The organism is Streptomyces sp. NPDC111606 (assembly GCF_055656945.1).
Genome location: NZ_JBVKBY010000009.1, coordinates 364,023 through 384,247, shown reverse-complemented (window position 1 = coordinate 384,247; position 20,225 = coordinate 364,023). Strand labels below are relative to the sequence as shown.

Genomic DNA, 20,225 nt, shown 5'->3' with positions numbered 1-20,225 from the left:
TCTCCCGAAGGTGGCAGTTGGCGGTCAGACCAGGGCACGCCCATGGGCGCCGAAGCGGCGTCCTGCCGAACTGCGCAGGTCCGCGGTGACGTTGATGCGCCGCAGCCAGCGGTCCGTGCCGTCGTAGCGGGCCTTGAAGGGCCTGCGCCCGTGCACGGCCCGCTTGTTGTCGATGATCAGCAGCTCGCCGGAGGCCAACGCCACGTCCCGCATACGCGCTTCGAAGGCGTCGAGAATGCCTTGCAGCGCCCGCTCGGCGAGGGCGTCGCCCAGGTCACGCTGCATGAACGCCGGGTCGATCCGGACGTAGGGCATGTCCGGGTCGCCGCCCAGAATGGCGATCCGCTCCGGCTCGTGGTTCATCCGTCGTATGCGCTCGAAAGCGGCCGCCTGGCCGTCACCGTCGTCGATCCCGGTGGTCGCCGCGTTGAACTGGGCCGTGTGCGACTCGTCGGGCAGGATCACGAACCGGTCCTCGAAGAGGACCTTGCGGTGCTCCTCGTCGAGTTCCAGATCGTGGGCCGACGCGAACATGGTCGGCACCGCGTCCGGGTTGCGCAGACAGAGCAGCATGATCCAGTCGGCCCGGTGGGGATGGAACGCGTCCTCGTTGTGCCATTCCAGCAACGTCGTGGAGCTCGAGCCGAGTTGCTCCCCCTCGTGCCCCTCGATGGGAAACACGTCCAGGACCAGCTTGCCCCGCTGCTGCGACAGATAGGAGAAGGGGTCGCCGAGCAGGGAGCCGATCATCAGCAGGAGAGCCGTCGCCGTGGTCACCTCGGCGGTGTCCGGCGCGGCGGTGTAGTCGTGCGGTGTCGCACCGACGGCCTGCTCGTCCAGCGGCAGGCCGGACAGCACCAGCCCGCCGTTCGGACGGCCCGTCAGCCGGAACCCGTTCAGCACGGAGCGCATCCGCTCCGGCGCGCGATGTGCGTGAACGGCGATCTCGGCCAGCAGGTGCTCGAGGTCGGCGGGCTTGGCCGCGCCGAACTCCTCGACGAAGGCCTCGGCGAGCGCGCGCAGCGTGTCGGCCTCCGCCGACGTCAGCCGGAGGCATGGCATGCCGTCCTGCGGGCTCAGCGCGGCCTCGAAGTTCTGTGTACGGGTCCCGCCCACGTTGGTCCTCCCTGGCCGCGGGTCATGCTTCATCTCGGGCAACGACATCCGTACCGAGAATGTGCGATCCGCAAGGACGGACACAGTCAGGAGGAATCCCTACGACGTGGCAGCGCCACGTTCTGACAGGGTCGACGCACCGGCAGTGTCGAAAACCCAGGGGGACGAAGACGGTGGAACACGTCATCCAAGCCGACCGGTACGGTGCCACGGAGGACTACGCGGACACGGCCGGACTCTGTGTGCACCATGCCATCGAGCGATGGGTGGCCCTACGGCCCAAGGCGGCCGCCTGCCGGTTCGAGGGCGAGGAACTCAGCTACCTCGAACTGGACCGGCGTGCCAACCGGCTGGCCCGGCATCTGCACCGCCTCGGCATCGGCCCCGAGACGGTGGTGGGCGTCCTGCTCGACCGCGGCCTCGACCTTCCGGTGACGCTCCTCGGCATCCTCAAGTCGGGCGCCGCCTATCTGCCGCTCGACGTACAGCAGCCCGCGAGCCGTCTCGCGTACATGGTCCAGGACGCCGGATGCGAGATCGTGGTCACGACGAGCGGGCCGGCCGCCAGGCTGCCCGACGACGTCCTGCCGGTCTGCCTGGACGATCCCGCCATCGCGGCGTCGCTGGCCGCACTGCCCGGCGACGACCCGCACTACCCGGCCCTCCCCGACAACCTGGCCTACCTGCTGTACACGTCCGGATCGACCGGAGCTCCCAAGGGCACGCTCGTCCAGCACCGCTCGGTGGTCAACATGACCGAGTACTGCAGGCGGGCCTATCGGCTCGAACCGCCGGACCGCATCCTGCAGTTCGCGAACCCGTGCTTCGACGTGAGCGTCTTCGACATCTTCGCCGCGCTCTGCAACGGGATCACCCTGGTCCAGGGGGCGCGGCTGACCCTCCTCGACCCGCGGGCGCTCACCGCGCTGATCCGCGACGAACGGGTCACCGTGATGGACATACCGCCCGCTGTGGCCCGTCTCCTCGACCCCGCCGGACTCCCCGATCTGCGGATGGCCAACATCGGGGGCGAGGCGCTCCCGGGCGAGCTGGCCGACCGTTTTCAGGCAGAGCACCGGCAGGTGCACAACACCTACGGGCCCACCGAGGTCACCGTCACGTCGACGGACTATCTGTGCCCGCCCGGGCTGCGTGAGAGCAGGCCACCGATCGGCCGCCCCATCGCCAACCTCCAGGCCCACGTGGTGGACGAAGCCGGCCGGCAGGTCCCCGTGGGCGTCGCCGGTGAGCTTCTCATGGGCGGGGTCGGGGTGGCCCGCGGCTATCACGGGCGCCCGGCGCTGACGGCGGAGAAGTTCGTGCCCGACCCGTATGGCCCGCCCGGGGCCCGGCTCTACCGCACGGGCGACCTCGTGCGGCGGAGGGAGGACGGCAACATCGAGTTCCTCGACCGGATCGACACCCAGCTCAAGGTGAACGGCCACCGGGTCGAGCCGGGCGAGATCGAGGCCGCGCTGGAGACCCACCCGCGCGTCGGTGCCGCCCTGGTCGACCTCACCGGTGACGGCTCGGACCGCACACTCGTCGCCTTCCTGGCGCCGCCGTCCGACGCGGCCGACGCACCGTCGATCGCGGAGGTCCGCGCGCACCTGCGCCCGCTGCTGCCCTCCTACATGATTCCCGCCCGGATCGTCACCGTGGACGCAGTACCGCTGACGGCCAACGGAAAGGTCGACCGCGCCGCACTGCGCGACCTCGCGGCCGACCGGGACTGAGCCCTCATCACGCGACGATCAGCCGCTGGTCGAACAGCGCCCGGTAGAACGGCTCGTGCCGGGCGCTGAACTCGGCCAGCATCTCGTTGTTGTGGACCGTGACGGCGTACTCGGTCGACTTGGCCGTGAAGCCGGAGCTGTTGCTGACGTCGGTGTGCCAGCGGTCGGAGCGCTGCCACTCCTCACGCCTGCCGGGACTCCACTGCAGTGCCTCGGGCCGCTGCGGCAGGCCCACCGCAGCGCAGAACGCGGCCATGGTCCGCTCCGGCCTGGACACCAGGTCCTCCGAGTCGAGGACCACCGGACGCTGCCCGGTGGCGGACACCGCCTCGTACAACTCGTGCATCTGCTCCAGCCCGATGTCCTTGGCCGACATATCGGGCCGCAGGGCGTAGTACGACGCGGCGATCTCGTCGGGGTGCCGGATCAGGAACGTGTGCCGGACCTCGCGCAGGAAGACGTCGTCCGCGAGCACCGCGGGATAGCGGTAGTCGGTGGTGTCCTTGAGGAACACCGGCTGCCGAGCCGACAGCGCCCGCATCGCCGCGATGAGTTCGACCTCGGTGCGCACGACCCGTCCGTCGACCGTGGTCTCGCCGAAGTCGACGATGTTGCAGAACGGCTCGTGCAGCGCGGCCAGATCGCCGCGTTCGACCATGGACCGGAAGAACGCGGTCGACCTGGCCCTCGGGGCGCTCCACATGGCGATGACGCGGGGGATGTCCTGACGGTCGTTCACGGGCGGTTCCCTCATATGTCGATGGTGCGGATACCGATGCTCTGGCCGAATCCGGAGGCGGTCCAGACGATCGTGTCGGGGCGGGGCGAAGTGAGCGCCGCGGCCGGCACGTCGGCCCTGTAGGCCAGCAGCCGCAGGGGCAGCGGCGCGTCACCGCGCAGCCGCAGCACCACGTCGTAGCCGTCCGCCGGCGCCACCAGGTGGCAGCCCCACTTCCACGGGGTCGAGGACGGCCGGTTCTGCCCGCCCGGCATGCGCCTGCCTTCCACGGTGACGTCGACCAGCTTCGTCCCGCGGGTGTCGGCGTAGAACGACAGCGCGGTCGCCGTCGCGTCCGAGCTGAGCCGCAGCCGCACCTCGCGCACATCGCCGCCGAGGCTGCGCTTGCCGGTCACCTCGGCCTCCGGCAGGGACGTGCTGCCGCCTCGGGCCGGCCCCTTGCGGTAGCCACCGGGGCCGATCAGCGCGGGAACGTCCTTCTCGGCGGGCGACTTGGCGCCCTGCGTGTAGCGGGACACCCAGGGCCGGCCGGAGTCGGCGCCGCTGTACCAGGAGGCGGTTCCGGTGTCGGCGTCCTGGACGTAGAACAGGGCGACCTGTGCGGGGTGGCGTCCGTCCACGCCGTCCCGGGCTCCGCCGACGCCCACCAGGGCCGTCCCCAACAGCGCCACGACCGCAACCGTCACGGGCACCGCTCGGCGCCGGGGGAGCGGCAACAGGGCGGGCAGCAGGGGCAGGAGCAGCAGCGCGACGATCACGAGCGCCGCCGACACGAACGCGAGCCCGATGGTGGGAAACAGGATCGCGAGGAGCGGCACGAAGAGCACGATGGCCGGCAGCGCGGCGGCGCAGAGTGCGGGCCCGAGCCAGGGCGACTTCTCCGGCAGGCGCAGGCCCACGGCGAGTCCCGCCACGCCGAACAGGGCGGGCCAGACGAACAGATACGAGGCGCCGGGCATCGCGACGGCCGTGAGCAGCGCCAGTACGGCGAACCAGCACAGCGCAGCAGCGCTCACAGCGAAGGCGTCGGTGCGCCGGCGCATCCACAGCAGCCAGCACAGACACACCGCCAGCGTCAGCACCACCAGACCGGCGACCGCGGGACCGGGGCGGTACGGATCGCCGAAGGTGAACGCGGCATAGTGCGGCCTGATCATTACCAGCAGCGTCCAGCCCAGATAGCCGACAGCCGCCGAACCGATCAGCGGCAACGGCAGCGTCCCGGCGACCAGGGCGAGCCCGCGCAGCCGTAGGAGTCCGCGCCGACGGGACAGCAGGAGGACCACCGCGATCGCGACGGCGGCCAGTGCCGCGAGGACCGGACCGAGCCACTGCGGATAACTCACCAGCAGCCCGAACACCGTGAAGTACGTGCTGGAGCCGGCCCCCGGCGGGGCGATGTCCTGGTCGGCCAGCTGCCTGGTCGCCGCCAGCACCGTGGAGCCCATGTCCTGCAGGGTCCCCTGCCGTTGGGCGGACAGGTTGTCCAGTTCGGTGTCGTAGCGGGCGGAGCCGCCGACCACCGCGAAGTTCATCCCGGTGAAGCCGGCCTTCTTGAACACCGACAGGTCGGTGTCGTTCGGCAGCAGCCGGTAGATCTCGTCGGACATCGACGTGACGAACGGTGTGTGGTCGGACAGTGCCGAAAGAAATGCCGAGTTGTCCTTGCCGGTCTCGAACATCACCACCGGCCCCGTGGTGCCGCGCGCCTCGAGGTTGAGGATCACCGTGTGCTTCGGATTGCCCGCCGACGGGGAGTCCGTGAAGGCCTTGGCGCCGATCGACCCCGGCTCCTCGCCGTCGGTGAGCAGGAACTCCACCGTGTTGCGGGGCGCCGGACCGGACTTCAGCGCGCGGGCCGTCTCCAGGACGGTCGCGACGCCCATCCCGTCGTCGGTCGCGCCGGGCCCGGTGAAGACCGAGTCGTAGTGGGCGACGATCAGCACGCGGCCCTCTCCCTCGGTACCGGGGAGTGTGGCGCGTATGTTGGCGGCCCGCCCGGCAACCGAGGCGTGGTCCGGATAGCTGTCGGCGGCGGTCGTCGCCTCGACCTCGGCCCGCAGACCCAGCGCGCGGAACCGCTCGACGAGATACTCCCGGACCTCGGCGTTGGCGACCGAACCCATCGGCCGCGGCTCGGCGGCGATCCGCTCGATGTACGGCTCGGCGCGCCCCGCGGAGAACTGTCCCGCCGGCGCCCCGGAACCGGCCGGGCTCGGACCTCGCAGCGGGATGAGGGCCAACGCCGCGAACACGACGAGCCCGAGCATCAGCAGCAGCGTGCCGAGCCGGGCGGGCGGCAGGCGCTTGAACCGAGACAAGGTCCCTCCCAGGTGTCCGGGCCATCCTGCCCTTTGCGACAGAGCGCGGGCTGTCCGTCATTTGCCCGACTGCCGGGTCTCCCTGGCTCATCCGCACCCTGATAACGGCGCACTGTCGGCCACGGTGGGAGGGAGCTGTATGCGCGAGGACCTTCGGCAGAGGCTTGCCCGGCTCAGTCCCGCACAGCGGGAACGCCTGCTCGAGGCCATGCGCACCGAGCGGCTGCAACGCAGGGCCGAGGACACGATTCGCCCGGCGGGCCGGGACCGTGCCCTGCCGCTGTCGTTCGCCCAGTCCCGCATGTGGTTCCTCGACCAGCTGGCGCCGGGGCTGCCGCTCTACAACACGCCGCTGGCGATGCGCCTGCGCGGCCCGCTCGACCGCCGCGCCCTGGCGGGAGCCCTCGACATGGTGGCGGCCCGGCACGAGGTGCTGCGCACCCGGTACGTCGGCACCGACGACGGCCCGCACCAAGTGATCGACCCGGTGGGACCGTTGGCCCTGGAGACCCTCGAGCTGGGCCCCGTCGCCGAGAGCGAGCGGCACGCGCGCGCCCTGCGGGTGGCCGCCGACGCCAGCGCCCGCCCCTTCGACCTCGCCCGCGGCCCGCTGGTGTGGGGACTGCTGGCGAGGTTCACCGACGACGACCACGTCTTCGTCCTCTCGATGCATCACATCGTGCTCGACTCGTGGTCGGTTCCGTTGCTGATGCGCGAACTCGCCGAGTGCTACGAGGCGATACGGGCCGGACGCGCGCCCGCGTTGGCGCCGCTGCCGGTGCAGTGCGCCGACTATGCCCTCTGGCAGCGCGAACGACTCGCGGGCGAGGGGCCGGCAGCCGACCTGGACTACTGGCGCACGACACTGGCCGACCTGCCCGTGCTGGAGTTCCCCACCGACCGGCCACGTCCGGCCGAGCGGACCTGGCTCGGCGAGAACGTCACCGCGACCTATCCGGCCGAGCTGCAACGCGGTCTGGCCGAACTCGCCGACCGCAGCGGGATGCGGCTGCTCCCGGTCATGGTGGCGGGCTTCGCCGCACTGCTGTCCCGCTACAGCGGGCAGCACGACATCGCGCTCGGTTCGGTGTTCACCGGACGCAGCCGGCCCGAGATCGAACCGCTGATCGGCTACTTCGCCAACACCGTGGTCCTGCGCACCGACACCTCCGGCGACCCCGGCTTCCGGACCCTGCTGGGACGGGCCAACGACATGGTGCTCGGCGCGCATTCGCACCAGGACCTGCCCTTCGACCAGCTGGTCGAGAAGCTCGATGTGCGGCGGGACCCGACCCGCAATCCGCTCTTCCAGTTCGCCCTCTACCAGGCGGATACGGACCGCAGCGGAGCCCGGCTCGGCGACGTACTCGTCGAGGAACTGCCCATCGAACTGGGCACGTCCCGCTTCGACGTGGGGCTCGGTTTCTCGGAGCCGCCGTCCGGTGGCCTGCACCTGAGCATGGAGTTCTCGACCGAGCTCTTCGACCGGCCCCGGATGACGCGGCTCCTCGACCACTACCGGCACATCCTGCAGTCCGCCGTGGCGCGGCCGGACACCCCGCTCAGCGAGCTCGCCGTCATGGCGCCCACAGAACGCGAGCAGGTCGTGGCGGGATGGAACGCCACAGCGCGCCCGACCTCCGCACGCACCGTCAGCGACGCGTTCCAGACCACGGTGACCGAGCGCCGCGACGATCCGGCGCTGCGCTTCGGCAACCTGGAGATGTCCTTCACCGAGCTGAACGCCAGGGCGAACCGCCTGGCCCACCTGCTCATCTCGCGCGGCGCGGGCCCCGAACGGCAGGTCGCGCTCGCCATGCGACGCAGTGACCACCAGATGGTGAGCATCCTGGCCGTGCTCAAGGCCGGTGCCGCCTACATGCCGGTGGATCCGGACTACCCGGCCGAGCGGATCGGCTTCATGCTGGCCGACACCGACCCGGTGCTGGTGCTCACCACCGTCGCCGACGAGCAGGTCCTCCCCGCGGGCTGCGGCATCAAGACCATCGTGCTCGACAGTGGGGACACCCTCCGGGACCTGGCCGAGCGGCCCGGCACCGACCCCACCGACTCGGACCGCATCGCTCCGCTCGACCCGGCGCACCCCGCCTACGTCCTGTACACCTCGGGCTCCAGCGGCAGGCCCAAGGGCGTGGTCGTCGAACACCGCAACCTGGTGAACCTGCTGGACAGCCAGCGCCGCCGCGTCATCGACCCGGCGGCGGCCGCGCTCGGCCGCCCGCTGCGGCTCGCGCACGTGCTCGCGCTCTCCTTCGACGGATCGTGGGACGGCATGCTCTGGCTGCTGGCCGGCCATACGATGCACCTGCTGGACGACGAGACCAGGCGCGATCCCGCGATGACGGCCCGTCTGATGATCGATCGGCGCATCGACGCCATGACCTGTACGCCGTCCTTCGCCGAGCAGCTGATCGGCGGCGGTGTGCTCGACGACGAGCGGTACCGGCCCTCGGTGCTGACGTTCGGCGGAGAGCAGATCAGCGAGTGGATGTGGCAGCGGCTGCGGACGACGCCGGGACTGCGGGCCTGCAATGTGTACGGGCCCACCGAGGCGACCGTGCTCGCCACCATCGGCGACTTCTCGGAGTCCGAGCACCCGGTGATCGGCGCTCCCGTGGACAACGTACGCACGTATGTGCTCGACGAGCACCTGAACCCGGCGCCCATCGGCGTGCCCGGCGAACTGTGCCTGGCCGGGGCCGGAGTGGCACGCGGCTACCTCCACCAGCCGGGCCTGACCGCGGACCGGTTCCTGCCGGACCCCTGGGGCGGTCCCGGCGCACGGATGTACCGCACCGGGGACCGGGCCCGCTGGAACGCCGACGGGCACCTCGAGTTCCTGGGCCGCACCGACGGTCAGGTGAAGCTGCGTGGATTCCGTATCGAACTCGGCGAGATCGAGAGCGCGTTGACCGACCACCCGGACGTCGCACAGTCCGTGGTGACCACGCACACCGCGGCCGGGGCGGGCGGTGAGCGACTGGTCGCCTATGTCGTGCCGCGACCGGGCGCGGACCTGTCGCAGGAGGCGCTGAGCGACCACGTCGCACGGATCCTCCCCCGCCACATGCACCCGGCCGCGTACGTCGAACTGGCCGCCCTGCCCTTGACGGTCAACGACAAGCTGGACCACAAGGCCCTGCCCGCCCCGGACTTCGCCCGCGCACCCCACTCACGTGGTCCGAGGACCGAGCGGGAACGCATGCTCTGCGACCTGTTCGCGGACCTGCTCGACCTGCCCGCAGTGGGCCTGGACGACGACTTCTTCGTGCTGGGCGGACACTCGCTGCTGGCCACGCGTCTCGTCAGCAAGGTCCGTTCGGTGTTCGGCGTCGAACTGCCGGTGGGCAGCCTGTTCGAAGCCCCGACGGCATCCGGCCTGCTCGCACGGATCGATGCCGCGTCGGGTGCCAGGGCCCCGCTGGTCCGGACGGCACGCCCCGAACGCGTTCCGCTCTCCCACGGGCAACGGCGTCTGTGGGTGCTCAACCAGCTGGACACCGGCAGCGCGGTCTACAACATGCCGACGGCACTGCGGCTCTCGGGCGAACTGGACCTGCGCGCACTGCGGGCCGCGCTCGCGGACCTGGTGGCCCGGCACGAGGTGCTGCGCACGGTGCTGCCCCAGGCCGACGGTGAGCCGTACCAGCGGATCCTGGACGCGCGGACGGGCGCACCGGTGCTGCGCACGCGGGAGGCGATGGCCGGGCAACTTCCGGAGCTGCTGGAGGAGGCCGCCGCAGAGGGCTTCGATCTCACCGTGGACCTGCCGCTGCGCGTGCACCTCTACCGCATGGGCGAGCACGAGCACGTCCTGTTCCTCGTGCTCCACCACATCGCCGGGGACGCCTGGTCGGCCGTACCGCTGGCCCGCGACCTCTCGGCCGCCTACGCGGCCCGCCTCGGCGGAGAGGCTCCGGACTGGGCACCGCTTCCCGTGCAGTACGCCGACTACACGCTGTGGCAGCGCGACCTGGTGGGCACCGAGGAGACCGCGCCAGGCACAGCGCCGGGGCAGCCGGCGGTCGCAACCGCGGAAGAATCCGCCGAAGGATCCGGGTCCGAGGACACCCTGGCCGTGCGCCAACTGGCCTACTGGACCCGGCAGCTTGCCGACCTGCCCGATGAGCTGGACCTGCCGACCGACCGGCCCCGGCCCGCGTCCACCGGCTACCAGGGCATGCTCGTGGACCTGGACATTGACGCCCAACTCCATGACAAGCTGCTGGAGTTGGCCCGTTCGAACAACGTGACGCTGTTCATGGTGCTGCAAGCGGCGGTGGCGGCGTTGCTGACCCGGCTGGGGGCGGGCGAGGACATCCCCATCGGTACTCCGGTCGCCGGACGGACCGACGAGGCGCTGGACGATCTGGTCGGCTTCTTCCTCAACACCCTGGTGCTGCGCACCGACACCTCGGCCGACCCGAGCTTCGCCGACCTGCTGGCCCGCGTACGGCGGACGGATCTGGAGGCCTACGCGCACCAGGACGTCCCCTTCGAGCAGCTCGTGGAACTGCTCAGGCCGGCCCGGTCGCTGGCCCGCCACCCGCTCTTCCAGGTGAGCCTGATGCTGCACAACACCGCGGAGCCCGAGTTCGTCCTGCCGGGTCTGCGCGCCGACATCGAACCGGTCGGCACCCGCACCACCAAGTTCGACCTGACGTTCTCCGTGTCCGAGCGCCGGGACGAGGCCGGTGCGCCGTGCGGTATCACCGGCGTGGTCGACTTCGCGACCGATCTCTTCGACCGGGAGAGCATCGAGGCGCTGGCGGCACGCCTGGTCCGGCTCCTGGACGCGGTGGCCACCGACCCCGCACGGCCCATCGGCTCAGTCGAACTGCTCGACCCCGAGGAGCGCCACACCCAGGTGGTGCGCTGGAACGACACCGCGACCGAGCGGCCGGCGTCCCGGTGGCTCACCGACCTCTTCGAGGAGCAGGCCGCACGGACCCCAGGGGCGACGGCCGTCCGCAGCGACGACGGCTCCCTCACGTACCAAGAGCTGAACGGCCGGGCCAACCGGCTCGCGCGCAGGCTTTCGGCGGCGACGACCGGCCCCGACCCGATGATCGCCCTGCTCCTGCCGCGCGACGCCGGCCTGCCGGTCGCCCTGCTGGCCGTGCTGAAGGCGGGAGCCGCCTACATCCCGCTGGACGCCGCCTACCCCGCCGAACGCATCCACCGCATGCTGACGGACGCCGCGCCGGAACTCGTCCTGACCACGGCCGAGTACGCCGGTCAGCTGCCGGCGGACGTACCCGTCCTGCGCATCGACGAGGCGGAGCGGGACGCTGCCCGGCTCCCGGCGTCCGACCTGACGGACGAGGAGCGCCCGGCCTCCCGGCATCCGCACCGCACCGCCTACGTCATCTTCACCTCGGGATCGACCGGCCGCCCCAAGGGCGTGATGGTCTCGCACGGAGCGCTGCTGAACCTGCTGCTCGCCATGGGGGAGACGACCCGGATCGGGCAGCGGGACGTCCTGTTGGCGGTGACGACCATGGCCTTCGACATCGCGGCCGTGGAGATGTACCTGCCGCTGCTGACCGGCGCCACCGTCGTCATCGCCGGTCCCGACGCCGTCAGGGACCCGGCTGCCCTGTGCGGACTCCTCGCGACCGGTGCGGCCACGATGATGCAGGCCACTCCTTCGCTCTACCGGGCGATGCTCTCGGCGGACCCCGACGCGCTGCGCGGGCTGTCGCTGCTGGTCGGCGGGGAGGCGCTGGGAGCCGACCTCGCCACCCGTCTCGCGGAGACGGCGGGGCGTATCGTCAACTGTTACGGCCCCACCGAGACGACGGTGTGGTCGTCCCTCAAGACGCTGACCGGCGAAGCGGGGATCCCCTCCATCGGCCGGCCGATCGCCAACACCCGCATGTACGTTCTCGACGAGGCGCTGCGCCCGGTGCCCGTGGGCGTCACCGGGCGGCTCCACATCGCGGGCGACGGGGTGGCCCTGGGCTATCTCGGACACCCCGCCCTCACCGCCGAGCGGTTCGTGCCCGACCCCTTCGGACCGGCCGGCTCACGGATGTACGACACCGGCGATCTGGCCGGCTGGACCAGGTCCGGCGAACTGCGCTTCGCCGGCCGGGCCGATCAGCAGGTCAAACTCCGCGGTTTCCGGATCGAACCGGGCGAGATCGAGGCGGTCCTCACCCGCCACGAGACCGTCGCCGAGGCCGCGGTGATCCTGCGCGAGGACCAGCCCGGCCTGCACCACCTGGCGGGATACGTGGTCGCGGCCCCCGGCGCCGAGATCGACGTGGACCGGCTGTGGACCCACGCCCGGCGGGAACTGCCGGACTACATGGTGCCGGCGAGCCTGGTGCCGCTGCCCCAGCTGCCCCTGACACCGAACCGCAAGATCGACCGGAAGGCCCTGCCCGCACCGGCGTTCACCTCGCGCGGCCGTCGTCCGGGCACATCGGCGGAGCGCGCCCTGTGCGCCCTGTACGCGGACGTCCTGGGACGCGCCGAGACCGGCATCGACGACGACTTCTTCGCCCTCGGCGGGCATTCCCTGCTGGCGGCGCGCCTCGTCGGGCGGGCCCGGCAGGAACTGGGCCTGCGGATCACCATCCGCGACCTGTTCGAGGCGCCGACGGCCGCCGGACTGCTGGAACGGTCGGCCGGCGGCGACCACGCGGGCTTTCCCGTCCTGCTGCCGCTGCGTGAAACAGGGACGAGGACACCGCTCTTCTGCGTCCACCCGGCGGCCGGCGTCAGCTGGGGCTATCGCGGACTGCTGCCGCACCTGCCGCCGGACCAGGCCGTCTACGGGTTGCAGTCCAGGGGGCTGACAGAGCCGGACCGCAAGCCGATGAGCACGGCCGACCTGGCGTCCGAGTACCTCACGGAGATCCGCAAGGTCCAGCCCCAGGGGCCTTACCACCTGCTCGGCTGGTCCTTCGGCGGTCTCGTCGCCCACGACATCGCCACCGTGCTCCAGACGGAGGGACAGCAGGTCGCCACCCTCACCCTGCTGGACAGCTTCCCCTTCACCGACGACACCGAAGCCCTCGACCACGACGACCCGGCGCTCCTGACGGCCGTCGCCGAGTCACTCGGTCATGCCTCGGCCGACGACCGTCTCCTCGCCGAGTTCGGGGAGGCCGGCCTGCGCGCCATGGCCAAGGTCTTCGCGGACAACGTGAACGTGCAACGGCACTTCGCTCCAGGGGTGTTCGACGGCGACGTGCTCTTCTTCGCCGCCATGGCGGACCGCCTTCCGGGTGCGCCCGACGCCGCACAGTGGCAGCCGTACGTGACCGGGGGCATCGAGGTACACCCGGTGGACGCCGTCCACGGGGCCCTGACCGGCCCGGCCGCGGCAGCCGAGATCGGCCCGGTACTCGCCGCCCGGCTGATGTCATGACGATCGCATTCCTCACCCACGGACGGAGCGGGGTTGTACGTGTTCACTGATCTTCCTGCCCTGGTGCGCGGCCACGCCGAACAGCAGGGCGAGCGGCAGGCGTTGACCTTCGCCGCGACAACCCTTGGCACGCCGCGGACCGATCTGACGTACGCGGACGTGGACCTGCGCACCCGCGCCGTTGCGGGCATGCTGCGTCGGCGACTGCGTCCCGGCGAGCGGGCACTGATCGTCATGCCGACCGTGCCCGAGTTCGCCGCGGCCTTCCTCGGCTGTCTCGCCGCCGGCGTCGTCGCCGTACCGCTGCCCGTGCCGGTCGACGACTCCGCCACGCAACGGGTGCTGAACGTGGCCAAGGACTGCGCTCCCGCCGCCGTACTGACGACGTCCCTGGTCCGTCAATTCCTGGGTGACGCCCCGGTCGTGCAGCAGCTCGGCGCCTCGGTCGACTGGATCGACGTGGACCTGGTCGAGGAGGCGGAGGCCGCCGACTGGCATCCGGTGTCCATCGCCGCGGACGACACGGCATTCCTGCAGTACACCTCGGGTTCGACGAAGGCACCGCGCGGTGTGGTCGTCCCGCACGGCAGTCTGATGCACAACGAGGTCGCCATCCAGAAGACCTTCCAGGTCACGCCCGGCTCGACGAGCGTCAGCTGGCTGCCTCTCCACCACGACATGGGACTCATCGGCGGCCTGCTGCAACCGCTGTTCACCGGCGCGCGCGCCGTCATCCTCGATCCGCTCTCCTTCCTGCAACGCCCCGCCTCCTGGCTGGAGGAGATCTCACGGGAGCGGGCCCAGATCAGTGGCGGGCCGAACTTCGCCTACGACCTGTGCCTGCGCAAGGTCACCGACGAGGAGAAGGCGCGCCTCGACCTCAGCTCGTGGCGCCTGGCCTTCAACGGTGCGGCGCCGGTGTCGCCGCGCAGCCTGAGGGCGTTCAGCGAGGCCTTCGCGGGCACCGGCTTCCGTCCCTTGGCGCACACTCCGTGCTACGGCCTCGCCGAGGTCACGCTGTTGGTGGCGAGCGCCGACGCGGCCGCCGAGTGCGAGAGCCGCACCTTCTCCGTCACCTCCCTGGAGGAGGGCCGGGCGGTGGAACGCAGCACCGCCGCCCCGGACGATGCGCCCGGCACCGGGGACGCGGTCCGGGAGCTGGTCGCGTACCGGCTGCTCGATCACGCCGCCGTGCGGATCGTCGATCCGGCCGACGGGCGGCCCCTGCCCGACGGCCAGGTCGGCGAGATCTGGGTGCACAGCGAGAGCAACGGGGCCGGCTACTGGGGCGGCGGCGACGACACCCGCGACGTCTTCGGCGCCACACCGTCGGGCACCACACCGTCGGATGGCGCACCGTCGGGTGGCGCACCGACCTCCCACGTGCGCACGGGCGACCTCGGTTTCGTCCACGCCGGCCGGTTGCACGTGACCGGCCGCATGAAGGACCTGGTCATCCACCGGGGCCGGAACCTGCACCCCGAGGACCTGGAAGTCGACGTTGCCGCGAGCAGTCCGTCGCTGCGGCCGGGCTGCGGTGCCGTCTTCAGCGTCGACGACGACGGGGAGGAGGTGATCGTCGTCTGTCAGGAGGTGCGTCCCGGCCTCACCGACGACCAGTACCCGGCGGTTGCCCGGGGGATGAAGGACGTGCTGTCCCGTCAGTACGGCGTGGCCGCCCGGACCATCGCGCTGCTGCCCCCGGGAGCCGTCCCCAAGACGTCCAGCGGGAAGGTGCAACGCCAGGCGACCCGCGCCCGGTTCCTCTCCGGCGAGTTGCCCGTGCTGTGGTCGCAGACGGCCCGGGACAGGCAGGCCGGGGCGGCGCGACTGACTGACCTGGTCAGCGCCCGAAGCCTGCGGGAGGCGACCGGCCGGGAGCGCCGGACGCTGCTCACCGACGCCCTGTGCGGGTACCTCCAGCGGGTTCTCGGCGAGGACGAGCCGCTGGACGGCACGGCCTCGCCCACGTCGCTGGGGCTCGATTCGCTGACATCCCTCCAGCTGCAGCACGAGCTGGAGAGCCTGCTCGATGTGCGGCTCCGGCCGAGCCTCGTCCTGCGTGCCGGTTCCCTCGCGGAACTGGCGGAGATCGTGCTCGACCACGCGGAGACCACGGGCGGCACGGACGCCGAAGCCGCCGTCGAACCGGCGCCCGCCCCTGCCGACGGGCCGCAGGAGTACGAACTGTCGGAGACACAGCGCGCCCTGTGGTTCCTGCAGCGGACCTCGCCCGAGAGCTACGCCTACAACGTCACCCGGGCCTTCAGCCTGACCGGTGACGTCGACATGGAGCGGCTGTCCGGCGCACTGACCGAGGTGGTGGCCCGGCACGCCACCCTGCGGTTGGCCCTCCACACGCACGACGGTGAACCGCGTGCCCGTATCGAGCCCGTCGCCGACGTACAGCCGGAGACGGTGGACGCGCGGTCGTGGTCGGACGACCGGGTGCGGGACTGGATCCAGGAGCTGGCGACCCGGCCCTTCGACCTGGAGCGGGACCGGTTGCTCCGGGCGGCGGTTCTGCGTCGCGCGGACTGCCGGCTGCTCGTGCTGTCCCTGCACCACCTCGTGTGCGACCTGACGTCACTCGCCCTCGTCGTCGCCGAACTGGAGCGGGCGTACGTCTCGGGCGGCGCCGCGCAGGACGACGGCCGGCAGGAGCGACTGCCCGCCCTGGTACCGGCCGTGTGGGAGCGCACGACGCTGACCGAGCGGGGCGACGAACTCACCGCGTTCTGGAAGGAACAGCTCTCCGGAGAGCTGCCCGTCCTGGAACTTCCCTCCGCCGGCCGACAGCGCGGTCACGCGGGCGGCACGGTCACGTTCGAGAGTTCCGCACCACAGCTGCGGGCGCTGCGACATGTCGCCCGGCAGAACGGCCACACCCTGCACAACGTCCTGCTGGCCGGTTTCCAGGTGCTGCTGCACCGCGTGAGCGGCCAGCCCGACCTGGTGACCGGCGTCCCGGTGGCCGGACGGACGCGCCAGGAACTCGCCGCGCACGTGGGGTACCTGGTCAATGTGCTGCCGATCCGCTCCCGCTTCGGCCGGGGCACCGCCTTCACGGACTTCGCCGCGACGGCACACCGCACGATGCTGGACGCGCTGGACCACCAGGAGCTGCCCTTCCCGGTCCTGACCCAGCAGCTCAACCCGGACCGTACCTCGGGCGCGCCGCCCGTCTTCCAGGCCATGTTCAGCCACTACTCGACGGCACTGCCCGGGGGCCGTGCCGTGGCCGGTGCGGTCCTCGGCGATCCCGCCGCCGAACTGGACCTGGGCGGGGTCGTCCTGCGCGGCTTCGCCGTCGCGGACCCCACCACGCAGTCGGACATCGCGCTCAACGTCGTGGAGCTGCCGGACCGGCTGCAGTTCGGGCTGCAGTACGACACCGCGCTGCTGCCGCGGGAGCAGGCCGAGCGGATCGCGGACGCCTACCGGACGCTGCTGGACGCGATCGCGATGGACCCGCGCACGGACGTGACCGCGCTGTCCCTCGTGGATGCCGACGGCGTACGGGACCTGTTGGAGACCGGGACCGGGCCGCGTATCGAACGCGAGGAGCACTACCTGGCCACGTTCGAGCGGCAGGTGGTCCGCACCCCCGCGGCCGAGGCCGTCGACGACGGCAGCGAACGGCTGACGTACGCGGAACTCAACGGCCGCGCCAACCACGTGGCGCAGCGGCTGCGGGCGGCCGGCGTCGGTCCCGAGACCCATGTCGTGGTGTGCGCCGGGCGCACCGTCGGTTTCCTGGTGGCTCTGCTCGCCATCCACAAGGCGGGCGCGTGCTATGTGCCGATCAGCCCCACGGAGGCACCTCGGAGGGTCGCGGAGATGGCGGCCACGCTCGGCGCGCGGGCGGTGATCGCGGACCGGACGGGCCGGGAACTGTTCGACCAGGCGCTCGGCGAGCGGGACGACATCGCGCGGCCCCACATGTTCGACATCGACGAGGTGGGCGCCGGCCATGTCGAGCAGAACCCGCACTGCCCGACGCCGATGATCGGCAGCGCCTACATCATCCACACGTCGGGTTCCACCGGTGTGCCCAAGGCCGCGGTCGTGACGATGGGCGGGCTGACCAACCATCAGTGGCAGATGATCGAGCACTTCGGCGTGGGGCCGGAGGACTGTGTCGGCCAGACCGCGCCGGCCACGTTCGACATCTCGCTCTGGCAGTTCCTCGCCCCGCTCATGGTGGGCGGTCGGCTGAGGATCGTCGACGACGGGCGGGTGATGTCCCCGTCGAAGCTGCGGGACGCCGTCGTGGAGAGCGGGATGACCCTCATGGAGGTCGTTCCCGTCATGGTGGCCGCCCTCCTCGAGGCCGGTGTCCAGCACGAACCGCACGCCCTGCGGGCGATGATCTCCGGTGGCGAGGCGCTGAGCTGGGACACCGCGCGGGAGTGGCTCGCCCAGTGTCCCGGGGTCGAGCTGTACAACGCCTATGGGCCCACCGAGTGTGCCGACGACGTCAGCATCCACCGGGTGACCGAGAACTCCGACCAGTCCCGGCCGGTTCCGATCGGCAAGCCCCTGGCCAACATGACGGTCCATGTGCTGGACCCCGAACTGCGGCTGGTGCCCAGAGGAATGGTGGGTGCCCTCTGGGTCGGCGGGATGGGCGTGGGACGTGGCTACCTGGGCAACCCGGGCCGCACCGCCGTGGCCTTCATTCCCGACCCCTTCGGCGAGCCGGGTGCGCGGCTCTACCGCACGGGCGATCTCGTGCGGTTCACGGCCGACGGCGATCTCGAGTACATGGGCCGGGTCGACCGGCAGTTGAAGATGCGCGGACTGCGTATCGAGCCCGGCGAAGTGGAAGAAGCCCTGCGCGAGATCCCGGACGTGCTGGACGCGGTGGCCAAGGTGCACCACACCCGGCAGGGCATGTCACTGGTCGGCCATCTGGTGATGGCGGGGGAGGGGGAACCACGGCAGCTCATGGCCGGCGAGTACGAGGACATCAGACGGACGCTCGCCGATCGGCTGCCGCGGCACATGATCCCCACGGTCTTCGTGCGCCGCACGGAGCTGCCCCGCCTGAGCAACGGGAAGATCGACTACGGATCTCTCGACTACCGGCCCGTCGGTTCCGCGGGCGAGATGAGCGCCGAGTTGCTGAGGGATCCGGTGGTCGCCGCGGTCCGGTCGATCTGGGGCGAGCTCCTCGAGCACGAGGGGGTGGCCTGGCAGGACAATTTCTTCCTGCTCGGCGGCCACTCGCTGCTGGCACTGCGAATGATCGACAAGGTGGGCCGGCAGCTCTCGGTCGACATGGAGATTGAAGCGATATTCGCCAACCCGACCCTGAATGAATTCGTCGACGCGGTGCGCCGTGCCAAGCCCGCGGCGCGGGTCAATAAGCCGATACGGCGTATTTCCAGAGTTCCGGTCGGAGGTGACCGTACGCGCCGCCTGGAACCGTAAACATCCAGCTCAGAGCCTGGGGAGTCTGCTGCACGCCGCTATGTGATGGAGGCGTGAGTGTAATTCGTGCTGCCTGGAAATTGGATTCGATGTGGGTCTTGAATTTCTTCTTGAAATTCAGTCGAACGTCGTGTTTGGATGACTGGGCAATTCGGTCCGTGCCCTGGTTCGGGTACTTATCTGAGGAGTTCATATGCAGAGCAATGAGACGCAGGACCTCGCGTTCGAAACCCTCATGGAGGACGAGTACGAGGCCCCGCAGCACTGTCTGATCCCCACCTGCGCCTGACCCGGCGCCGCCGCCCGGTGTTCCCCACCGGGCGGCGGACCACTCTCGTTCGAGGAGGGCTGAGCCGATGCGGGTACGTCTCTCGCGGCTGCTGATCTTCACCAGCAGGAACGGACAGCTGGTGTGCGACGATCCGGTCAACCACCGCCAGTTCGCCCTGCGCCCCGCGGTATGGGACCTGCTGCCGCACTACACGGTGTGGGCACAGCCCCGGGAGTCCGACACCCACGTGGTCAAGCAGCTCCTGGAGTCGGGCCTGCTGATCGAGGAGGGCTCGCCCGAGCACCGGCGTGAGGACGAGCTCGGACCCTGGCGTACCTGGGGCACCGCCGCCACCTACTTCCACCTGGCCACCCGCACCCACGACAGCGAGCGGTTCGTCACGGCGGCCGAGGACACCGCCCGGCTGCGTGAGAAGGGCGAACAGGAGCCCCAGCCCGAGCCGTTCAAGCGCTACGGCACCGAGCCGGTGACGCTCCCGGCTCCGGACCCGCTGCCCATGGAACTCACCCAGGCGCTGCGACGCCGTCGCACCACCCGGCGCTTCGCCGCGCGGCAGCCGGTCGGCCTGCGGCAGCTGAGCACCATGCTGCACTGGGCAGGGGGAGTCCAGCACCGCGTGGACCTGCCCGGCTTCGGCGTCTCGCTGCTGAAGGCGAGCCCCTCCGGCGGGTCGCGCCACCCCATCGAGATCTATCCGGTGATCCGGTCGGTCGAGAACGTGCGACCGGGCCTCTACCACTACGCACCCGACGTGCACGGCCTGGAACCGCTGCGCGAGGAACCCCTGAGCGACGAGGAGATCCTGCACTGGTGCGGCGACCAGAGCTTCGTGGCCCGCGCCCCCGTGCTCTTCCTCTACACGGCGGTCCTGGAGCGCTCGGCCTGGAAGTACCCGATGGGCAGGACGTACCGCGCGATCTACGCCGAGCTGGGACACGTGAGCCAGACGACCTACCTGGCGGGTACGGCACTGGAACTGGGCGTGTTCTTCACCGCCGCGCTCCGCGACGAGACCGTGGAGCGCGACCTGGGCGTGCACTGGAACACGGAGATCCCGCTCGGCGTCAGCGGTTTCGGGACGCCGGACGAGGAGGAGGCCGAGCGGCAGGCGGCGATGCTCGACGGCGGCCCGGCCGGCTTCTCCTATCCGCGCGACGCCTGGGACGGCCTCGGGTGAGCCGCG

The 20,225-nt window shown here is 71.1% G+C and carries 7 protein-coding genes; 4 read left to right on the top strand and 3 right to left on the bottom strand.

Annotated features, from left to right (window positions below):
- Nucleotides 1-24: 24 nt before the first annotated feature.
- Nucleotides 25-1,116: a guanitoxin biosynthesis L-enduracididine beta-hydroxylase GntD gene (gene gntD / locus ACZ7M7_RS30820; protein WP_383598268.1), complete on the bottom strand. Its 1,092-nt coding sequence runs from the start codon at nt 1,114-1,116 to the stop codon at nt 25-27.
- A gap of 173 nt (nt 1,117-1,289) precedes the next feature.
- Between gntD and ACZ7M7_RS30815 the strand changes: the two genes are divergently transcribed.
- Complete coding sequence (locus tag ACZ7M7_RS30815) at nt 1,290-2,852, top strand: non-ribosomal peptide synthetase (protein ID WP_472122380.1); 1,563 nt, start codon at nt 1,290-1,292, stop codon at nt 2,850-2,852.
- A 7-nt stretch (nt 2,853-2,859) separates the two neighbouring features.
- Here the strand turns inward: ACZ7M7_RS30815 and ACZ7M7_RS30810 are convergent, their stop codons facing one another.
- Together ACZ7M7_RS30810 and ACZ7M7_RS30805 are read right to left on the bottom strand one after the other, a co-directional pair.
- The gene (locus tag ACZ7M7_RS30810; RefSeq protein ID WP_472122378.1) at nt 2,860-3,606 is read right to left on the bottom strand and encodes a sulfotransferase-like domain-containing protein; all 747 of its coding nucleotides are present in this window, start codon (nt 3,604-3,606) and stop codon (nt 2,860-2,862) included.
- Nucleotides 3,603-5,912, bottom strand: a complete 2,310-nt coding sequence (locus ACZ7M7_RS30805) for a M20/M25/M40 family metallo-hydrolase (RefSeq protein ID WP_472122376.1) — start codon at nt 5,910-5,912, stop codon at nt 3,603-3,605. The genes ACZ7M7_RS30810 and ACZ7M7_RS30805 overlap by 4 nt, the downstream gene beginning before the upstream one ends.
- Nucleotides 5,913-6,051: 139 nt before the next feature.
- Here ACZ7M7_RS30805 and ACZ7M7_RS30800 point away from each other — a divergent pair, with 139 nt between their 5' ends.
- The 3 genes from ACZ7M7_RS30800 (at nt 6,052) to ACZ7M7_RS30790 (ending at nt 20,219) form a co-directional block, all read left to right on the top strand.
- Nucleotides 6,052-13,314: an amino acid adenylation domain-containing protein gene (locus ACZ7M7_RS30800; protein WP_472122374.1), complete on the top strand. Its 7,263-nt coding sequence runs from the start codon at nt 6,052-6,054 to the stop codon at nt 13,312-13,314.
- 39 nt (nt 13,315-13,353) lie between these two features.
- A complete protein-coding gene (locus ACZ7M7_RS30795; RefSeq protein WP_472122372.1) occupies nt 13,354-18,750 on the top strand; it encodes an amino acid adenylation domain-containing protein in 5,397 nt (1,798 codons plus the stop codon).
- Between the two features lie 356 nt (nt 18,751-19,106).
- Nucleotides 19,107-20,219 (top strand): SagB family peptide dehydrogenase, encoded by a 1,113-nt coding sequence (locus tag ACZ7M7_RS30790; protein WP_383598250.1) that lies wholly within the window; start codon nt 19,107-19,109, stop codon nt 20,217-20,219.
- Nucleotides 20,220-20,225 lie beyond the last annotated feature (6 nt).